This is a genomic window from Corynebacterium poyangense (genome assembly GCF_014522205.1).
Taxonomy (GTDB): Bacteria; Actinomycetota; Actinomycetes; order Mycobacteriales; family Mycobacteriaceae; genus Corynebacterium; species Corynebacterium poyangense.
In genome coordinates, this window is record NZ_CP046884.1 from 1053293 (window position 1) to 1069853 (window position 16561).

Sequence of the window (16561 nt, forward strand, 5' to 3'; positions counted from 1 at the left end):
GATAATAAAACTAGCAAGAAATTAGCACTTTTAGGGGCGATAGTCCGCAACCTTTCGATAAGCCAGTTCTTCACGATCTTCTAAGGCAACAGTGGGAAGTTGGAAAATATGGGCCACATCACGCATTGGGTCCAGCCGCACAAAGTTGGTGTCAGACCAGGTGTAGCGGGCGTCTGTTATGAGATCATGAACTTCATAGTCGCCGTGACCGCTTAATCCGAGGGCTTCGCGATCAACCCGAACAGTGGCCTCTTGCGCATTGCGCGGATCCAAATTCACCACCACGAGAACGGAGTTTCCGCTTAATGGATCCACCTTAGAGTAAGCAATGATGTTGTCGTTATCCACTGCGTGGAACCGTAGGGTGCGCAGCTGTTGCAGGGCTGGATTATGGCGTCGGATGTCGTTGAGAGCAGTGATATATGGCTCAAGCGAATCGCCGCGGGCAACCGCACTCTCGAAATCCCGGGGTTTGAGCTGGTACTTTTCCGAATCCAGATATTCTTCACTCCCGGGCTTCACTGCCCTGTGTTCATAGAGCTCATAGCCGGAATAGACACCCCACAAGGGAGAAAGGGTGGCAGCCAAAGCCGCCCGAATGGCGAACATTGCTCGTCCTCCATATTGGAGGGAGGCATGAAGAATATCTGGGGTATTGACAAAAAGATTGGGGCGGAAGACATCTGCCATCTCTACCATGTCAGTAGCAAACTCGGTGAGCTCCTCTTTAGTCACCTTCCATGTGAAGTAGGTATATGACTGGGAGAAACCTGATTTTGCCAGCCCATATAACCGGGCTGGGCGGGTGAAAGCTTCAGCCAGGAAGATTACTTCTGGATTGGTGCGATGAATTTCCTCAATGAGCCACGCCCAGAATTCAGCTGGCTTGGTGTGGGGATTATCCACCCGGAACGTCGTTACTCCTAGATCCACCCAGTGCCGTACTACTCGGAGAATCTCGTGGTAGATCTCCTGGGGAGCATTAAAGAAGTTCAGCGGATAAATATCTTGATATTTCTTCGGCGGATTTTCAGCAAACGCGATGGTGCCATCGGCCAAAATGGTGAAGAATTCGGGATGTTCCTGGGCCCAGGGGTGATCTGGAGCGGCCTGAAGAGCTAAATCCAAGGCAATTTCTAAGCCCAAATCTCGGGCATGGCTTAGCAAATCGAGGAAATCTTGTTCAGTACCAAGCTCTGGATGAATTGCATCGTGTCCGCCTTCTTTAGCGCCAATGGCCCACGGCGAACCGACATCACCAGGTTCTGGGGTTAACGTGTTATTGCGGCCCTTGCGGTTAATTCTTCCAATGGGGTGAATCGGTGGGAAGTAGACGGTATCAAAACCCATGGCGGCTACCCGATCAAGGGCGGCGGAAGTCGTCGCGAAAGTCCCGTGAACAGGTTGCCCGTTTTCATCCCATCCGCCAGTAGAGCGAGGGAAAAGCTCGTACCAAGAATTGACGAGTGCTTCTCGGCGTTCGACGGAAATCTTGTGCACAGTACCGTGGCGTACTTCCTCACGCAACGGGTGCACCTGCAGAATATTAATAGTCTTGTCGCTCATTGCTTCGGAGACGCGAGCATGAAGGTCTCCTTCATTGGCGAGGACGTTGGCAACCGCGCGGAGATGTTCTGCCTCCGGGCCGGTATGTTCAGCAGCAGCACGACGAAATAGCTCGACGCCATGTGCTAAATCATTGGCTAACTGAGATTCGGTTTGACCTGCTTCCAATTTCTTAGAAACAGCCCAGCGCCAGGTGGCCATGGGATCACACCAAGCGTCAATCCGGAATTGCCATAGGCCGGGGCGATCCGGGGTAATAACGGCATGGGCGCGATCCACGTTTTCCCGATCTTGAGTCATCGTGATAGCGCGCGGAGTGTGTTCTCCGGGGGGTACTACCATGAGGGTTGCTCCCACGGCATCATGCCCCTCGCGCCATACCAGCGCGGTGATCGGGACCATTTCTCCCACCACGGCTTTGGAAGCTAGGCGGGTGCCAGAGATTTCAGGGCGGACATCATCGATCTGTCCGGACATGTCATCACCTTCGTTATATCGCTATCTTCTTCGGTGTCTACCTTAAAAGAGTAATGGAGGAACGGCAGCAGCACGCGGTGGTGAGAAGTTATGGGGGTAGTGCGGGTGCACAGGCTGTGTCACACCACCCGCGTGCGCAATTTTCCGTCATGATGGAAGAGTGTCTGATTATGATCAAGATCTTTTAGTTGATTTTCGCGGCGTCAGTTTTATCCGCGGTGGGCGCACACTCGTAGGCCCGGTGGATTGGCAAGTGGAATTGGATGAGCGGTGGGTGATTATAGGCCCCAACGGTGCTGGCAAAACTACGTTAATCCGGATGGCTTCGGCAGAGGAGTTCCCTAGCTCTGGAGAGGCCATCATTATGGGTGAAAAAATTGGACGCACTGATATGCGTGACTTACGCGCCATGATTGGGGTGTCATCCTCAGCGATAGGGAACCGGATTCCCGTTACTGAAAAGGTCGGAGATTTAGTCATCTCGGCCGGGTACGCCATTTTAGGTCGTTGGCGCGAGGAATATGACACCTTTGATGAGGAGCGTTCCGAGGAACTTTTACGCCAGGTAGGAGCTTGGCATGTGAAGGATCGAACCTGGGGGACGTTATCTGAAGGTGAGCGCAAAAGGGTTCTTATTGCCCGAGCACTCATGACCAACCCAGAGCTAATGATCCTTGATGAGCCGGGTGCCGGCATGGACTTGGGTGGCCGAGAAGACCTCGTTGCTTATTTAGGGGAATTAGCTTTAGACCCTGATGCTCCAGCAATAGTCATGATCACCCATCATGTGGAAGAAATCCCAGAGGGCTTTACCCACGCCATGATTTTAGATGAGGGGAAAGTGATTGCCCAAGGTTTGATCGATGATGTGCTGAACTCTGACAATCTATCCCGCGCTTTCCACCAACCTATTCGAGTAGACCGAGTAGCTGGACGTTTCTTCGCGCGTCGGAATACCTCAGAGGTCGAAGGATGAAATTTTCACTACTAAGTACATCTGATTCCCCCTGCTTTTCACCCCCGGCTACAATTTAAAATACAGCCCTTGGCACCCTGTTTAGCCAGGGGCTATTAGCGGGAAGGAGCGTGATCGGTGTGGTCCAAGCCGGTCCACGCAGCGGTTATGGCGGTTCTAAATTGGCTGCCACTGTCCTTCTCATTCGTGATGGACACCACGGGCTTGAAGTGTGGGTGCAAGAACGAGTCAATACCATGCCTAATTATCCGGGCATCACTGTTTTCCCTGGAGGGGGAGTCGACCCCCGTGACTACCCCCCGAAAACCTGGGATTCCGGAGGTCTCTGGCTTGGCCCCTCGGCGATCTCAGTAGCCCGCACCATGGGCACCACCAAAGATAAAGCCCACGCCCTTGTTTTTGCCGCAGTTCGGGAAACCTTTGAAGAAACCGGAACCCTCTTAGCCGTCCATGGTGACGGCACCAAGGTGAGCGACGCGGCCCCTTTGCATTCGGATCGCTTAGCCCTAGAATCCCATCGCTTATCGTTAACGACAGTGTTGAAGAACAACAACCTCAAAGTAGATTCTCGCCTCATCCACCCCTTTGCCCGTTGGGTAGGGAAATCAGAAAGAGGTCAATGGTTTGACACTTTCTCCTTCTTAGCGTTGCAGCCGGAGGGGCAACATCCAGATAGCGACAACACGGAAACTGATTCCGCTGGGTGGTTTCCACCCCGGTTATTGCTCGACGGTTGGCGCAATGGTTTAGTGCGATTTGTGATTCCTACCTGGGCTCAGCTGCAACAATTGTCTCACTATCAGAGTGCCGACGAGGCCTTGGCTGATGCTCACAACGCCGATTTAGAACCACATATTGGAGATGTCTCCGATGATCCCCGATATGGTGAGTTTTATTCCCACGCCCCGGTTGACCGGATCTAGATCATTATGAGTTTTACACCCCAAGATATCTGTTTTCTTTCTTCTCATTACCAGGAGATCCTTGAGTTTGATACCACGCTAACTTTAGGTAAGAACACGATGCTGCAGGACAGCTCGGTGCTGCGGAAAAAGTTCGGTGACCGGGGTCGGGCGGTTAGTGAATTCTTGCTCGCCCGTCGATCAGGAGTATCCGGGGAGAAATTCCCTGACGACTGGCTAGCCTGTCAAGAATCTGCGCAACAAGCCACGGCAATGCCTGTGGCAAAAATCAGAGCTAACAGAATAAAAGAGTGGGCGGATGCCGGGTCGGTAGTTCATGATGTGACCTGCTCTATCGGTTCTGAGGGAGCCGCCTTAGCTGGCGTTGGATTGCCTTATCTCGGCTCGGATATCGATTACTCACGGTGTCTTATGGCCCGCTATAACCTGTCGACATGCTTTAATACACCACAGATCCTTCAAGCTGACGCTCTGTCTCCATGCTCGATGGCGAATATTATCGTGGCTGATCCAGCTCGACGTCAGAGTGGACGTAGAATCAACTCACCCGAAAATCTCATTCCACCGCTCCCGGAGCTTTTAAGCACCTACCCCGAGAAAGAGTTAGCAATCAAATGCGCTCCAGGTCTGGATTTTAGTTTTTGGGATGGGCTGGTGTCTCTGATCAGCCTTAACGGTGGAGTTAAAGAAGCTTGCTTGTACACCCAAGGTCTTAGTGGGGGAGTACGCCGAGAAGCAGTAGTCATCAGAAAGGGGAACATTGACCGCATAGATGACCGCTTAGCAGATAATCCGGAGGATAACCTCAGCGGGGAACCTGGAGCATGGATCATTGATCCTGATGGGGCCATTATCAGAGCCGGTTTAGTTCGGCATTACGCCGTTCGTGAGGGATTGTGGATGCTTGATGAACGGATTGCCTATTTAACCGGGGATGATCTTCCCGCCGGAGAATCCGGGTTTAGGTTTTTGACTCAGTGCCCCATAAAAAAGGTGCGTAGTGAATTGCAGCGTCGTGGGTGCGGCCGGGTAGAGATTCTATGCCGGGGCGTTGATATTAATCCCGACAGTTTTCGTCGCACCCTAAAACTATCGGGACCTCACGCTCTTAGCCTGATTCTCACCCGAATTGGAACACGCGCTGTGGCTCTCATTTGTGGTCCTCGCCAGTGGAAAACCGCACCCAGGGACCGTGAGGACAATTCCGGGCTAGAATGTTAGCTCACCAAAAGCATTGAAGAAGTGGGGAGGCACCTTATGCCCGCCATTGTGGTGTTGGTCAAAAGCGTTCCAGATACCTGGTCAGAAAGAACTCTCAGTGAGGATTTCACCCTTGATCGAGAGAACACAAGAAATGTGTTAGATGATATTAATCAGTACTCAGTAGAACAGGCGCTGCAAATAAAGGAAGCATATCCTGACCGAGGGTGGAAAGTCATTGTGTTAACTCTTGGCCCGGCTCACGCTGAAGAGGCATTGAGAAAAGCTATCGCTATGGGAGCCGATGATGCCATTTTAGTGAGCGCGGAAGAATTTTCTGGTTCTGATGTGATGGGCACTGGATGGGGGTTGAGTGCAGCACTACGGCAAATCCCTGAGGTGGAACTTGTCATGATGGGTACTCAATCCTCTGACGGAGCAACCGGTGTCCTAGCCGGCATTGTTTCTGAATTCACAAAGCTACCTGCATTAACTCATCTGAAAAGCGTAGAAATTTCCGGTAACACTATTCGAGGAACAAGAGCAACCAGGGCGGGAGAGTGGCAATTAGAGGCAAAGCTTCCCGCGCTTGTTTCCCTAAGCGATCAGGCTGGCATTCCGAGATCCCCGAATTTTCCAAGACCCCGGGCAGCGAAGAAAGCGACTATATATCACTGGGGACTAGATGGTTTGGGTATGGCTAAAAGTCAGGTTGGTTTGGCACACGCCGCTACGGCGGTGATCGACGCTCGTGAAAAACCTGCGCGCGGCCATGGCGAAATTTTCCGCGACAGCGACAGCGCGTCTACGGCGAAGAAGATTGCTGATTTTCTTGCTGACTGCAATTTCATTCCGGCCTCACAGGAGGGGAATGTCCGTTGAGCAACATTAATGTTTTTGTTGAACACTACGACGGGAAACTCAGTCCCTCGTGCGCCGAATTGTGCACTGTAGCGAGAGAACTCGGAGAGGTTAACGCTTATGTGTACGGCAGCAAGGAACAGGCCCAAGTATTCCAAGAAACACTGGCAGCCCTTGGCGTCCAACGCATATTTTGCTATGAGGACTATGAGAACCGAGAAGAAGACTGCACGTGCGATAGCTTGATCAGCCATCAAGCACAATTTCTTCAACGAATCATTTGCGTCTTCAGTATCGGCCCGGTGTTATTGAGCGCCACGGCAGAAGGAAATGAGATAGCTGGTCGACTAGCAGTACGTATGGGTTCAGGAGTCCTTACTGACGTCACCGGAATTGATACTGAAGGAATAGGTGAGCAATCTATTTTCGGCGACCGGATTATTACTCACTCCGCAGTTAAAGGGCTCAATCCGGTCTACACTCTGCGCCCCGGAGCCGTTTCTCCCCGTATCGCTGCCGTTCCTGGAGCCGCTGAACTATGCGAAGTGATGTTTATCCCCCGTGAACATCTCGGGGGACATGTGGTGTCTTTTACCCCCGCTCCTCCTACCGACCGACCTGAGCTTAGTCAAGTGAAAACAGTGGTAGCAGCAGGTCGAGGAATAGGTAAAGAACAGCACCTGCACGACCTCATTGAACCCTTGGCAGATAGCCTGGGTGCAGCGGTGGGGGTGACTCGTGATGTCGTGGACCTGGGGTGGTATCCGACGCAATATCAGATCGGTCACACCGGTGTGAGCATTTCGCCGGACCTCTACCTAGCTGTTGGTGTGTCTGGGGCTAATCACCATACCTCCGGCATACAAAGTTCCGGCACTATTATCGCTATTAACAACGATGAAGATGCCCCTATTTTCCAGATTGCTGATCTTGGTGTTATTGGGGATCTTTTCACTATTATTCCGGAGCTAACTAAAGAAATTCAGACCCGTCTATGAGTATCTATCTTGATCATGCAGCGACTACTCCGATCCGTGAGGTAGCACTTCGAGAGCTAGTGGACAAAGCGAGAATGCTGAATCCTGGGGGGCAATATGCCTCTGGCCGGGCAGCGCGCCGAGTACTTGATGACGCCCGCGAAAAAGTGGCGTTTTTGCTTGGCGCTGATCCTGCAGAGGTGATTTTTACTGCTTCCGGTACAGAATCAGACAATATTGCGGTACAAGGGTTGTATTTCGCCTCAGAGAACAATCGAGTGGTATCTACCCCCGTTGAACATTCCGCAGTTAAAGATACCGTTAGCCAACTTCCTGGAGCTCAGATTGATCTGATGCCGGTCGATAGCACCGGGCATATCAATGATGTATCCGCCGTCGAAACTCCAGCCGCCCTGGCGTGCTGTATGTGGGCTAATAATGAAACCGGGGCAGTGCAGCCGATCGCCCAGATTGCCCAGAAGGCAGCAGACAGCGGAACCCCAGTCCATATTGATGCGGTTCAAGTAGTAGGGAAATTCCCCATTGATTTCCATGAGCTGGGAATTACTACCCTAGCCGCCAGCGCCCACAAATTTGGTGGACCACGTGGAGTAGGAATACTGTTGGCGCGACGTTCCCCGGCGCCGAAGGCCATCATCCATGGGGGAGGGCAAGAGCGGGCACTGCGGCCAGGCACCGTCAATGTAGCCGGAGCTGCAGCCTTAGCCGCCGCCTTAGAGGAGTCTTTAGCTGAGCACGAGGTCGAAAACGCTCGCCAGGCGAGATTGAGAGATGAGCTCCGGGATGACATTGTGCACCAGATTCCAGACGTCGTTGTTCATACCCAAGAACCTGCGCTGCCCAGCCATCTTCATCTTTCTTTCCCCGGCGCAGCCGGAGACAGCTTGATCATGTTGCTTGACGCTGCCGGAGTTGAAGCGTCGACGGGATCAGCCTGCTCCCAAGGAGTCAACCGAGCTAGTCATGTATTAGAAGCTATGGGAGTTGCTACCGACACTGCCCGTGGGGCTTTACGGTTGACTCTGGGACGTACAACCACTGAGAACGATATTCGTACCGTGTCAGAGATCCTTCCACGGATTGTTGAGCAGGCGCGACACGCCGGCTTATCCTAGCGGCTGGTCACGTGTTGCGAACAATGCGATGGATAATGTCAAGGACTTCCACGTTACAGCGTGGTAGGTGTGAGTGCTTAACCTTATCCACCTCAGTGATGTCACCGAGGCGCGAAGACCAGCCAGGAACCACCTGATCTGTGGGAGAAACCACAGAAAAGATAGGAGTATCAGGCAATTGTGGTGGTTGTGGCCGGTGACGAACCAGTTGATGAAAAGCCGGACCTAGGAGCGGGAGTAAATAGCGTTTCATATTCCACCAGGGGTGCGGGGGGACACCTAGGTAGGCGGCGCCTAAACCAATGAGGCCGCTTATTCGTGACTGGAAATCCGGATGCCGAGCCAGGCGCAAACCTATGAGGCCGCCCAAGGAATGGCCGATAATGATAAATTCCTGACTACCTGGAAGCTGTCGCCGGATTTGGTGAGCTACGTCTCGGACACACAAGCTCAAATCCGCGGTGCCGAAGTGACCGTAGCTTAAGGGGTAAGCCTGATAGCCGTGGCGGTGAAGTTCTCGGACTAAAGATCGGAACACCCACGGCCCAGAAAGCGTGCCGTGTAGGAGAACAATCGACGGCGGCGGGGAATCGGGGATGCGCACAGGAACAATTCTCTTTCGTGAATCTGGCAAATTGCTGGGGGAAGACTGGTTAGGAATTGCCTAAAACTCTTGCCTCATCGCTGGTTACCTTAAAGATTTCTGTGAAACGAGTGCAGACTGCCTCATCACCTGGAAGCGAAAACGATTTGTGATTACTCTGAGTCGCTGTGGATAGAATCGGTTTGATTTCTTTGACGGACCATAAAGCGGCTTTTGCGATAGCTCTATTAGTAGGCATTCCTCTTGTTACTCTCTTTGTTATTGGTTTAAAAAAAGAGCGTCGGATGGTGTTTCTTGGGGTCATCGTTGCTGCTCTCTGCGGCGCTGTGGCGGTATGGGCGTTCATTGAAAAGGTTTGGCATCCGTTTCCAGATTCAATTCCCGTGCAAGTCTACGCCGGCGGGGCAGTAGCGCTGGCTATGTATCTTGGGGCGCTGGTGTTTAAACGTCGCCGCATTCTGTGCTTTTTCTTGGCCATCTGTGCCACGGGTGGGGCCTGGGGAATAGCGAACTTGCATTACCAAGAGTATCCGACTGCCAGGTCTTTGGATCCGCAGCCAATTAGTCGGAGGATGGATTTCGCTACGTTCCAAAAATTGGTTGCAGCGCCGACCTTAGATGGGCGTCAAGTGGGGGCCCTGGTGCAGGTTCCCTTGGCGGGGTATCCGGCCCAGGACGGGGGGTCTGGCTATCCTGCTCGAAATGCTTTTGCGTACATTCCGCCAGCGTACTGGACCCATCCGGCGATTAATCTCCCGGTGGTGGTGTTGTTGGCAGGGAATCCCGGAGAACCAGAACAGTGGTTTACCACTGCAGAAGGAGAAGCTACGGTTGATGAATTCCAAGCCAATCATGATGGAATTTCACCGATTGTCATTAGCGTTGATGGTACCGGGAGTTGGACGGGAAACCCTATTTGTGTCGATGGCCCGGATTTAAAGGTCCAGAGTTATTTGGCACGCGACGTACCGCGGCTGATTAAAGAAAGATTCCGTGTCAACCCCGACACTAAGACCTGGACCATCGGTGGTTTTAGTTATGGTGGCACCTGCTCCTTACAAGTGGTGACCAACGCTCCCGACGTCTACGGCAGCTTCCTTGATTTTTCCGGACAGGCAGAACCAACCCTGGGAGATCATAAACAAACCGTGGATACTTTCTTTGGCTCCAATGAGCAGGCCTATCAGGCAGTAAACCCAGAAACGTTGTTACGCAACGCTGAAGCGAAGAAAAGCTACTCTGGGATAGCAGGAAAGTTTATTGCTGGGGAAGATGACCATGAATCGGTGGCTGCCCTCCAGCACTTAAATGATTTGGCAGGAAAAGCCGGGATGGTGACTGAATTCCAAACCCTTCCAGGGGCACACTCCTTCAGAGTTTGGCGCGTGGCTCTGAGAGAAACTCTAGGGTGGGCGGCACAACGAGGAGGTTTATCAGCATGATCACCACTGTCCTAGGACAGTTAGCATCTGCCGTGAAGTGGGGATGTAAGCAACTTCTCCACACCCCGGTGAGCCTGGCTCTCATTGTGGTGATGTGGGGTTTGCACATAGTGTTTATCTCCTATCCCGAGGGTTTGGTTCCCTACCTTGGCCTTGGGATGCCGTATGAGATTGACAATTGGCACATCTTGATCTGCGGACTTACAACGTCGCAGCTTGGCAGCACAGCGATTGCTACGTTGGGAGTATTGGTTCTTGCTATTCCAGCAGAACGTATCCTAGGTAGCTTTAAGTTTGGCCTGACTGCGATCATTCTTCACCTTGTTGTCACCCCAGCGGCAATGATTAGTGCTCGCTCAGTAGAAGAAACCGGATTGAATTGGTGGGGAAATGATCTCTTAGACTCCACCTTGCTCTCTCCGGTCGGTTGGATTTTCGGTACCGCAGCTTTTGCCTCGGCGTGGATGAGTGTGCTCTGGCAGCGTCGCACCCGCATGGTGCTTTTGGCTTTGAGTCTGACCTTGGTGCTGTACTCAGGAACGCTATCTGACGCCGTGGCATTAACTGCAGCGATATTCGGTATCGCTTCCGGGATGGTCATTCATCCCAATTCAGTCCAGATGCGGCTGGCTGCGTCTCGACGGGAATCCCGGTTGCTACTTGCCGTCATGATGTTGTGCACCACCTTAGGGCCGGTACTTGCAGCACTGAACCCGCTTTCTTCTGGGCCCTTTTCCGCAGTGACGCAACTTATTTGGGAGCCAGAATATTCTCTGGACGAGGTCTACTGGTTATGCGAAAACAACACCGGTAGCCAAGAGTGCAGTGACGCCGTGCTCCAAGCAGCTCAAACTGGTGTAGGCGCAACCATCATTAACCTGGTCCCCTTAATCGTCTACGGGGTGCTTGCCCTTGGCTTGGCTAAGGGTCGACGCGCTGCCTGGTTAATGAGCATCGCCGCGCAAATTATCAGCATTGTGGTGATTGGGCTACAGCTATGGACCATTACCGATTTTGACGACACCAACTCAATTCTCCTAATCACCAACGGCATTTTTATGATCCTGCCCTGGCTCATCACACTGGTGATCTTGATTTTTAGTCACCGGTTATTCCGGGTAGAAATTCATCACCGTGCATTGAGTCAATTAATTCTAGGCGTTCTTACCGCAATTGGGGTATCTGCGGTCCTGTGGGTCTGCGGTGGATTGGTGTTAGCTGATCACTTCCACCCGCAAGCACGGTTAAGTGACTTGCTATTCGATATACCTGTCCATTATTTCCCACCAGTTCTAGGGGAGCTCTATAGCTACCAATTGGTGCCACACACGCAATGGGGATGGATGCTGGCTAATTGGACGGGTGTGGTGTTCTGGGGAATTTCCCTGGTGAGCTTGTACCGGGCACTCATGTCGGTTCCTGATCCTCGTGAGGAAGAGGCCCGTAATACCGCTCGCACGATATTGGTTAACGGTAGCGGAGATCACTTGTCTTGGATGACGTTGTGGCCAGGAAACCGCTATTGGTTTGCCCCTGCTGCGCCGGGAGAAAACCAACCCGCCGGTTACGTAGCCTACCGGGTGAATCGTGGCATTGCTGTCACGGTGGGAGAACCGGTGTTGGCGGCTAATAGCTCGGATCCGATGGTTCTTGCTACCCAATTTGAAGATTTCGCTACTGAAAACGGTTGGAAAACAGCCTGGTATTCGGTGTCTTCTGAATTTAGTGAGCGTCGGAAAGACAGTGGTTTCCGACGCCAGCACGTGGCTGAGGAGTCTCTGCTGTACTGCGATAATCTTGAATTCAAAGGAAAGAAGTTCCAGAATATTCGCACTGCGCGAAATAGGGCGGCTAAAGAAGGGATCTCCACCCTATGGGCCCGGTGGGAGGAACTAGATCCGGTTATCCGAGAATCCATTATTGCTCTTTCTGAAGAATGGGTGGCCGAAAAGGCTCTCCCGGAAATGGGATTTACGCTCGGTGGAGTCGAAGAATTAAAAGAACCTGGCACGCAATTGCTGATTGCTGTAGATGACGATCATAGGGTGCACGGAGTCACTAGTTGGTTGCCGGTTTATCAGAAAGGTTCTTTGGTGGGCTACACCCTGGACTTTATGCGTCGAGACTCCCACGGTTTCCGGACGGTTATGGAGTTCTTGCTCGCCGAGGGAGCACTTCACGCTAAAGAAGAAGGCTTGGAATGGGTATCTCTATCGGGGGCTCCGCTAGCGCGAAGTGAGGAAAACACCGAAGAATTTGGGATTTTAGACGCAGTATTAGAAAAGGTTGGAAGCTCCATGGAACCGCTCTATGGTTTCCGTTCGCTGGCATTTTCTAAGAATAAGTTCCACCCGGAGCACCGAGACTGGTATCTCTGCTACAACGATGAACTGGCCCTACCTGCTATTGGGCTTGCGATTACGTCCTGCTATGTGCCCGACATGAAGCTCAGTGACGCCATCAAAGCCGCAAAAGTGTGGGAAGAATCCCAGCAACCAGCAACCGGGGAAGAATCTGACGGGGTCAAGAAATAACGACAGGAGATTTTAGGGATCACGGCGTACGGAGCCTCCCCGAAGGCGGCGGGGTAATGCTGAATAGGACACATAGTGTGCTGGCACTGCGCCCCCAAGAAGTTTCGTACCGAGCTTTGCGGCCGCAGGAGAATGATCCTGGACAAGGGGACGATGTGAGGCTATAAGGACAAGATTGCCGTAGCGTCGACCTTTTAGCATCGGTGGATCAGCGATGACGGCTACTTCAGAGAAGACCGACGCCAGGGTGGCTATTTCATCGCGAGCTAGATGGAGATCACTATGATCGCCGCAGTTTGCTAGATAAAGCCCCTGCGGTGAAAGACTACGGGACACCTCTGAAACAAATTCTCGGGTAACGAAATGTGTTGGAGTATGCGCATGATCAAAAACGTCTCGGATGATGATGTCTCGGCTCGCTGGACGAGCAGACGTAATAACCTTTCGTGCCTCATCGGCCCGAATCTTGAGGTGAGGTGATCGAGGCAGATCAAAAAGCCTTCGCACCAGCTGGGCGAGTTGGGCGTCGAACTCAACTACGGTATTCCGGGATTGTGGCCACCGATCCACGCACCACCGGGCCATGCTGCATCCAGCTCCGCCGAGATGAGTAATTCTTAACGTGGTGGGGTCTAAATAAGTAGAGACAAAGCTCTCCATGGCATAAGCCATCCACCGCATATATTCGAAATCCAGATAAGAAGGATCCTCAAGGTGGAGATGAGAAGACGGTACGCCATTGACTTTAAGGAGCCAAGAATGAGAGATAAGGTCATCCCGGACCACTTCCAACGTCCCCGAATCAATGGGGTAGGTTCCGGCAACATCCGTGATGGGCGAGCCTGACGCCGAAGAGGTGTGGTGGCGACGACGCTGACGGTGCCCTGAGTGTTTTCTCGCCATAATAGGTAGTTAGCCTAGCCGGGATGATAGCGGGAGAGAAAAAGACTACACTGACACGGCGGTGAATAGAGTGTCCGAGGGACTTAAAAGTCCACGAGTGAGCAGCGTCCTCTGCATGGACTAGGTGAAAAAGAAGGGGAGTAACTAAGGATGCGAGTTCTAGCGGCGATGAGCGGCGGAGTCGATTCTTCGGTAGCCGCAGCGCGCGCAGTCGCGGCTGGGCATGATGTGGTGGGAGTCCATCTAGCCCTTTCTCGAGATCCCCAAGCGGTCAGAGAATCCGCGCGGGGATGCTGCTCCCTGGAAGACTCAGCGGACGCGCGTCGAGTCTGCGATAAGTTAGGAATCCCCTTTTATGTATGGGATTTTTCCGACCGTTTCCACGAGGAAGTGATTGAAGATTTCATCGACTCCTATGCGCGCGGTGAAACCCCCAATCCTTGTCTACGGTGCAATGAAAAAATAAAATTCGCTGCTCTTTTAGAGCGTGCCCTGGCGTTGGGTTTTGACGCCGTAGCTACGGGGCATTACGCCACGGTGGATGAGGATGGTTATCTGCGTAGATCCCCAGACGAGAAAAAAGATCAGTCCTATGTTCTTGGGGTTTTAAGCAGTAAAGAACTGCAGCACTGTCTTTTCCCGGTGGGGGATACCCCCAAACCCCAGATCCGCGAAGAAGCAGCTCAGTATGGTTTTTCCACTGCATCGAAACCGGATTCCTATGACATTTGTTTTATCCCCGACGGCAACACTCAAGCCTTTCTTGGGCGCACCATCGGGCTTCGTCCCGGCATGATTGTTGATCAACAAGGTCAAGAACTACGCCAGCACGACGGAGCTTTTCAGTACACCATAGGACAGCGTAAAGGGTTAGACATCAAAACCCCCGCCGATGATGGAAAGCCGAGGTATGTCACTGATATCGACGCCCGCACCGGAACAGTGACAGTGGGGCCGCGAGAGGCCTTAGCAGTGAGCCGAATCAAAGCTGATCGCTTGAAATTCCTACATCCGAAAATGGTGGGAGATATTGATTGCCAGGTGCAGGTTCGAGCACACGGTTCGGTCGCAGCATGCCGAGCACATATTCACCGCTCCGAGGATTGGATGGAGCTAGAACTTCAAGAACCACTGAGCGGGGTTGCCCGGGGACAAGCCGCAGTACTGTACCTTCCCATGCCCGACGGTTTAGGAGACGTGGTGTTAGGGTCTGGAACCATTTGCGAAACGACCAAATAAGAGGAGTTTTTGCATGGCTCAAGCGTATGCTGCCCCATCGGTGAAGGGCCCACCCTTCCGCACTATTGCCGATATTATTGCTGGAGAAACCGGTGACCTTCGGACCGTGCCCATTTTGCTGCAGGAGGGAATAACCGGCGATAGCGTAGCTCATACCGCTGCACTCCTCGACGGCATCTATATTGATCGAGGTCCCCGGTGCTGGCAACTAACTTCTCGCCCACGTTCTATGAGCCACGTCATCGCAGACTCTTGGGAACGGAAACTTGACTTCCTTGAGGAACAGTGGGGTACTGACCTCAACGGGTTGGTTATTCCTCTGCTCGGGCCGTGGACGTTCAGTACCCGAATAGAACACAGCGCTGGCCGGCGCGCTCTTGAAGATCAAGGATTCTTAGCTGCCCTTCATGACATCTATGTGGCATCACTAGAACAAGTCCACGACAACATCGCGCAACGCTTCGGAACCTCTCCCCACCTTGTGCTTGTGGAGCCAGATCTGTACCGGATCCAACACGGACTAATCCCGGGACCTACCGACTTCGATCTCATTCCCGAACGCTCCGCTGAAGACCTCGCGGACTACCTGGCTGAACTGTGCCACAACGAACGCGGCGGCACCCGGATCTTAAGTTTTTCTCATTCCCCCATCTGCTGGGACATTGCTCGCTTCAGTGGCGCGAGAGTGGTGGATTTTGACTTCGCCGCTATTCGTCATCACAGTGATCTTGACGGGCTGGGGGAACTTCTCAACTGCCACGTGACCCCCAGCGTGGCTGTTGATCCAACGGGCAAACAACCTAAGGATCTAGCAAAAGAAATTATTCGATTATCAACGACCGTGGGGTTCGCTCCTACGCTATGGGCAAAACAGGGTTTTCTTCGCATGGTCGATAGCTCAACGGATTCTGCGGTTCTTGAGGAATTAGCTTTTGCCCAGCAACTACGTACTGTTGCTCAGACGGCCGATATTCTTCATAGCGATGCCGGAAATCTCTAGCCCTCTACTGGCCAGGAGAGAGAAATGGTGGAACTATCCTGGCCTTTGGATTCACGCCAAGCTCTGAACTCAGATTGAATTTCATAGTATTGAACAGCCTGGTATTCCATTAGCTCCTCAAAGCTGAATTCTTTGAGTTTTGGCCAGTTATGAACTTGGCGCCAAGCAATCCGGGCAGCAGCTAGGGCATCAGCCGAAGAGTTATGGGCATTGTCTAAGTGGATTTGGTAATGCTCACACAGGGCAGACAGTGTTCGTTTACCTTTTCGGTAGCGGTCCAAGCAGCGGTCAATAAGCAAAGGATCAAAAACTGGACCATCGACGGTGAAAGACGGCTCTAAGGAGCGAAGTACGGTCAGGTCATAGGGGGCATTAAAGACAATAACTGCCATGTCTTCCTGCCAGGCATAGCGTAGGAGGCGGATGGTTTCCGCAAGGACCTCCTCGTGGGGTTGGCCATGTTCTTGGGCATAAGCTGTAGTGATTCCGTGTACTGCGGTTGCCTCGTCTGGGATATCTACGCCGGGATCAGCAAGGAGCTCTTTGGTATTGACCTGCGATCCCTCAATCCGGATCAGGGAAGAAGTAACGATTCTGGCAGCGTGGGGGTTAGTGCCAGTGGTCTCCAAATCAAAAGACAGCATCCGGGAGGCGTCGAAATGGTTCATGGCAGTCACTTTACTGAGTGACCCGGACATGAGCGGATGTCCGGGGTGGAGGATA

General features: G+C 52.6%; 14 protein-coding genes. 10 read left to right on the forward strand and 4 right to left on the reverse strand.

The genetic code is table 11. The annotated features are described in order from the left end of the window. Nucleotides 1-30: 30 nt before the first annotated feature. Nucleotides 31-2043 (reverse strand): alpha-1,4-glucan--maltose-1-phosphate maltosyltransferase, encoded by a 2013-nt coding sequence (locus GP475_RS04975; RefSeq protein WP_187975527.1) that lies wholly within the window; start codon nt 2041-2043, stop codon nt 31-33. 160 nt (nt 2044-2203) lie between these two features. Between GP475_RS04975 and GP475_RS04980 the strand changes: the two genes are divergently transcribed. From GP475_RS04980 to GP475_RS05005, 6 genes are all read left to right on the forward strand, one after another. Next, complete coding sequence (locus GP475_RS04980) at nt 2204-3019, forward strand: ABC transporter ATP-binding protein (RefSeq protein WP_187975528.1); 816 nt, start codon at nt 2204-2206, stop codon at nt 3017-3019. Between the two features lie 110 nt (nt 3020-3129). Further along, nucleotides 3130-3942, forward strand: a complete 813-nt coding sequence (locus tag GP475_RS04985) for an NUDIX hydrolase (protein ID WP_187975529.1) — start codon at nt 3130-3132, stop codon at nt 3940-3942. A gap of 6 nt (nt 3943-3948) precedes the next feature. After that, complete coding sequence (locus GP475_RS04990) at nt 3949-5163, forward strand: THUMP-like domain-containing protein (protein ID WP_187975530.1); 1215 nt, start codon at nt 3949-3951, stop codon at nt 5161-5163. A gap of 36 nt (nt 5164-5199) precedes the next feature. Continuing rightward, nucleotides 5200-6024, forward strand: a complete 825-nt coding sequence (locus GP475_RS04995; RefSeq protein WP_187975531.1) for an electron transfer flavoprotein subunit beta/FixA family protein — start codon at nt 5200-5202, stop codon at nt 6022-6024. Next, nucleotides 6021-7001, forward strand: coding sequence for an electron transfer flavoprotein subunit alpha/FixB family protein (locus tag GP475_RS05000; RefSeq protein ID WP_187975532.1), 981 nt, complete (start codon nt 6021-6023; stop codon nt 6999-7001). Before GP475_RS04995 ends, GP475_RS05000 begins: the two co-directional genes overlap by 4 nt. After that, entirely contained in the window at nt 6998-8116 is a 1119-nt protein-coding gene (locus GP475_RS05005; protein ID WP_187975533.1) for a cysteine desulfurase family protein, read from the forward strand. The genes GP475_RS05000 and GP475_RS05005 overlap by 4 nt, the downstream gene beginning before the upstream one ends. A 7-nt stretch (nt 8117-8123) precedes the next feature. On the opposite strand, the gene GP475_RS05010 is transcribed toward GP475_RS05005, so the two are convergent. Then, complete coding sequence (locus GP475_RS05010; protein ID WP_187975534.1) at nt 8124-8720, reverse strand: esterase/lipase family protein; 597 nt, start codon at nt 8718-8720, stop codon at nt 8124-8126. A 167-nt stretch (nt 8721-8887) separates the two neighbouring features. Between GP475_RS05010 and GP475_RS05015 the strand changes: the two genes are divergently transcribed. Then, a complete protein-coding gene (locus GP475_RS05015) occupies nt 8888-10162 on the forward strand; it encodes an alpha/beta hydrolase (protein WP_187975535.1) in 1275 nt (424 codons plus the stop codon). Then, nucleotides 10159-12696, forward strand: a complete 2538-nt coding sequence (locus GP475_RS05020) for a bifunctional lysylphosphatidylglycerol flippase/synthetase MprF (protein WP_187975536.1) — start codon at nt 10159-10161, stop codon at nt 12694-12696. The genes GP475_RS05015 and GP475_RS05020 overlap by 4 nt, the downstream gene beginning before the upstream one ends. Nucleotides 12697-12708: 12 nt before the next feature. Here GP475_RS05020 and GP475_RS05025 read toward each other — a convergent pair whose 3' ends face one another. Then, nucleotides 12709-13599, reverse strand: coding sequence for a spermidine synthase (locus GP475_RS05025; RefSeq protein ID WP_187975537.1), 891 nt, complete (start codon nt 13597-13599; stop codon nt 12709-12711). A gap of 150 nt (nt 13600-13749) precedes the next feature. Here GP475_RS05025 and mnmA point away from each other — a divergent pair, with 150 nt between their 5' ends. Both mnmA and GP475_RS05035 read left to right on the forward strand, forming a co-directional pair. Then, nucleotides 13750-14838, forward strand: a complete 1089-nt coding sequence (mnmA, locus tag GP475_RS05030) for a tRNA 2-thiouridine(34) synthase MnmA (protein WP_187975538.1) — start codon at nt 13750-13752, stop codon at nt 14836-14838. A gap of 13 nt (nt 14839-14851) precedes the next feature. After that, nucleotides 14852-15838 (forward strand): uroporphyrinogen decarboxylase/cobalamine-independent methonine synthase family protein, encoded by a 987-nt coding sequence (locus GP475_RS05035; protein WP_187975539.1) that lies wholly within the window; start codon nt 14852-14854, stop codon nt 15836-15838. Here the strand turns inward: GP475_RS05035 and GP475_RS05040 are convergent. Continuing rightward, the gene (locus tag GP475_RS05040) at nt 15835-16506 is read right to left on the reverse strand and encodes a 3'-5' exonuclease (protein WP_187975540.1); all 672 of its coding nucleotides are present in this window, start codon (nt 16504-16506) and stop codon (nt 15835-15837) included. The two genes, GP475_RS05035 and GP475_RS05040, sit on opposite strands and share 4 nt — an antisense overlap. Between the last annotated feature and the right edge of the window lie 55 nt (nt 16507-16561).